Annotated in this window: 4 protein-coding genes; all 4 read right to left on the reverse strand. The window is 33.5% G+C overall.

Features of this window, described 5'->3' with window-relative positions; translation table 11 throughout:
• The coding region (locus tag TES5_RS14770; RefSeq protein ID WP_232309275.1) for a transposase at positions 1–263 on the reverse strand (263 nt) is incomplete at its 3' end.
• Between the two features lie 117 nt (positions 264–380).
• Positions 381–1,322, reverse strand: coding sequence for an oligosaccharide flippase family protein (locus tag TES5_RS14775; RefSeq protein ID WP_068562713.1), 942 nt, complete (start codon positions 1,320–1,322; stop codon positions 381–383).
• Between the two features lie 10 nt (positions 1,323–1,332).
• The gene (locus TES5_RS14780; RefSeq protein WP_068562714.1) at positions 1,333–2,382 is read right to left on the reverse strand and encodes a glycosyltransferase; all 1,050 of its coding nucleotides are present in this window, start codon (positions 2,380–2,382) and stop codon (positions 1,333–1,335) included.
• A gap of 208 nt (positions 2,383–2,590) precedes the next feature.
• Positions 2,591–3,139 (reverse strand): IS21-like element helper ATPase IstB (gene istB / locus TES5_RS14785; RefSeq protein WP_068562715.1); only part of this gene is annotated, 549 nt, incomplete at its 5' end.

Genomic DNA, 3,139 nt, shown 5'->3' on the forward strand with positions numbered 1-3,139 from the left:
CGTAAGATGTTGGCAGATGCATCGGTATCATAGCCTGCAATTAATTGGAAAATCAGTTGTTCAAGGATGGTTTCATTTGAATGTGTAGGTAAAAGACGGGAGTCTTGAAAATGAAGCTCTTTCTCCATCAACTGTTCGAATCCGATTGAATAAAGGAATTCTTTAACTAAAACAAGACCAGCATCCGTGGAGAGATTACCTCCAGTATTTGTAACCGTCATTTTTTTGTTGAAGTTTAGCGTATTTTCGTGTAAAGTTGCCATTGAGAGAACCCCTTTCTTTGGTTGTTGGTAGTACATTAACCATAACAGATTGGGGTTCTTTTTTCACACCTTTTGGGTGTGAACGTGAAATAAAGAATACGTTGATAGAACAACATTTCAAGGTGTTTTCTGAAAACCTATGAATAATTCAGGAGAGAGTATTCTATCATTTCCTTTTTGAGCGGCAATACGTGTAATACTCGGTAAGAACACACTTTGAATAACCGTAGATAAAGGCATGTAATTCATATATATCTGAGCAGCTATAGAGTATACAGCTACTATAGCTGTTCCCGCTGTAATCCCTAAAATTATCTGGTTACTTTTCCAAAAAACTTGATCTACAATACTTACAATAAAAATGCTCATGGAAAAACTGAGCATACCTTTTATTAGATTTTTATCATAGTAATGGTATTTGATTTTGTCGTCTATACCAAAACGACAGTAAAAGTATTTAATTAGCGCTGCAAGTAGATTAAAAAGTGTCTGTACGACTACTATCAGGAATGCTCTAGGTGTAAATAAAAGTACAGCTATTATCGCTGCTGGTTGTATAGTAATCTGAAAAATAGATAGTAACTTGAGAAAAATAAAATTCTCATTAGCAGTTATAATTGATGTATAAATATTTGACAGTAATGTTATTGCTATGTTTACAAGTAACATTATGAATATTTTTTTAGCTTCTTGTAATTCATGTATACTTAAAGAACTCCCAAATAAAACATCTAATTTAATAGAGAATATCATCCCCAAAAAAAGCATAATAATAGTTATTACATAGTATATTCTTCGTGCAATTCCTAGTACATTTTCTTTACCTTTTTTATCTTTTTCTGCATCATATTTTGAGTAAAATCTGACGACTGTAGAAGAAAGTCCGAAGTCCATTATAGCGAAGTATGAAATAAGAGATCCCATTAGTTGATATAATCCATACTCTTGCTGTCCTAAATACTTTATCATAAGTGGAACGTATATCATCCCTATTAAAGCGTTTAAGCCTAACGTTATATATGATAATATGACTCCGACTTTTCTTTGATTAATGTTCATATATTTTCTCCTAAAACTTCCCTATATTAATTGACATTAATTTCTTCTTGATAATGCTCATTATACTGATGTTTCTTTTGATTTTGCTGTATAAATACCACATAAAATATTTGTCTTTTTCAATTAAGAAAAAGAGACTTCTATATTTATCTCTATATTCTTTACTGGATTTAAAAGATTCAATCGAACGAGATTTCTTCATAATACGAATTCCATCTAACTTTTCTTCTCTGCCCATATTACTATTAAACATTTGATTAATACAACTGCTAAAATCTTGTAATGTATTATTTATAATGAATTCTTTCGATTTCCCTATAAACACACCGTTAGAAACAGCAAATTTTAATAGAGAGTCTTTAGTACAGGAGAAGCTAAAAGCCTTTGTAAGATTGAATGTACTAGATAGCCCTTGGCCTAGACTTCTATAGTTATATAGAACCTTATCTGTTATTTTAATATTTTCACAATAATTCAAATAATTTATGTTAAACATAAAGTCTTCGCCAAAATTAAGGTTGGCATTGAATGAAATATTTTCATCTCTTATTGTTTTTAATTTGTATAATTTACACACTGGTTGAAACAGCGAATACGAATGTAGCAATACATAAAAATCTTCCTCTTCCCAAAAAGAGCAATTAATCTTAGTAAGATTCTTGAATGAAGTTCTATAAATGACATTATTCTTTTTATCAACTTTCTGCAAGCCACATATAGCAAGATCAGTTGTCTCCGTCATACTCTTATATAGTTCTTCAATCATAGTAAGCTCTATCCAGTCATCACTATCTACAAATGCCACATATTCTGCTTCTGCTATTTCTAATCCTTTATTCCTCGCAGATGATACTCCTTCATTCGCTTGATGTATCACTTTAATCCTAAAATCTTTATCCTTATAATTATTACATATTTCTCCACTTAAATCTTCAGAACCATCATTCACGAGAATAAGCTCAAAATTGGAAAAAGTTTGATTGAGGACTGATTGTATACATTCTTCTAAATGCTGGTCAGCATTGAATATTGGAACTATGATGCTAATCTTGGGTTGCATTTGTACTATTCTCCTAAAATTTTTTCATATTCATTTAATCTCAATTCCATTTTAAAGTCTTCTCCTCTTTCTTTAGCTCTTTTCTTATATAGTTTATAAGTGTCATTATCCGAAAGAACTCTCTTTATTCCTTTATATAAATCCTCTTCGTTATTATCAGTTATGAGCCCGTTGTCAGCGTCAAGTAGAATTGAACAGTTAACGCCAATTAATTTTGAACACTTTCGCTCACAAACATGCTCTGACGATGTTTCATTCGGTAGCTAGCTTCATTCATGTGAACGACCTCCGCTCGATGCAGAATACGGTCTAGGATAGCCATTGCGACTCCCTCATCGCCCAATAATTCTCCCCATTGGTCGGGGCTCTTATTTGAGGTCAAGATGATTGAACTCCGTTCATATAGATGATTGATCAAATGAAAAAACAGGGTAGCTTCCCTTTGTTCCATTGCCATGTACATCAAATCATCAATAATCACTAAATCAGATGCTCGGATCCGATTGAGCTGGACCTGCGATTTCCGCGTGAATTCTTCAGTTTTCAGAAGGGAGAGTAGTTCTCCCATTGTCACGAATGTTACCTGAAACCCCTTCTGGATGGCCTCCATGCCTAAGGCAATGGACAAGTGCGTTTTCCCCACACCGCTCGGACCCAAAAAGATGAGATTATACTGCTGCTCAAGCCAAGTAAGCTCTTGGAGCTGGGTAAGCTGCCGTTTGCTCAGAGAAGTCTGATCTGATAGGTCGAATTCCGT

It is taken from the genome of Trichococcus sp. ES5 (assembly GCF_900067165.1).
GTDB lineage: Bacteria > Bacillota > Bacilli > Lactobacillales > Aerococcaceae > Trichococcus > Trichococcus flocculiformis.

Bases quoted from the DNA above. Each gene is read 5' to 3' on its own strand.
- TES5_RS14775 (WP_068562713.1), bottom strand. From the start codon at position 1,322: ATGAACATTAATCAAAGAAAAGTCGGAGTCATATTATCATATATAACG.
- TES5_RS14780 (WP_068562714.1), bottom strand. From the start codon at position 2,382: ATGCAACCCAAGATTAGCATCATAGTTCCAATATTCAATGCTGACCAG.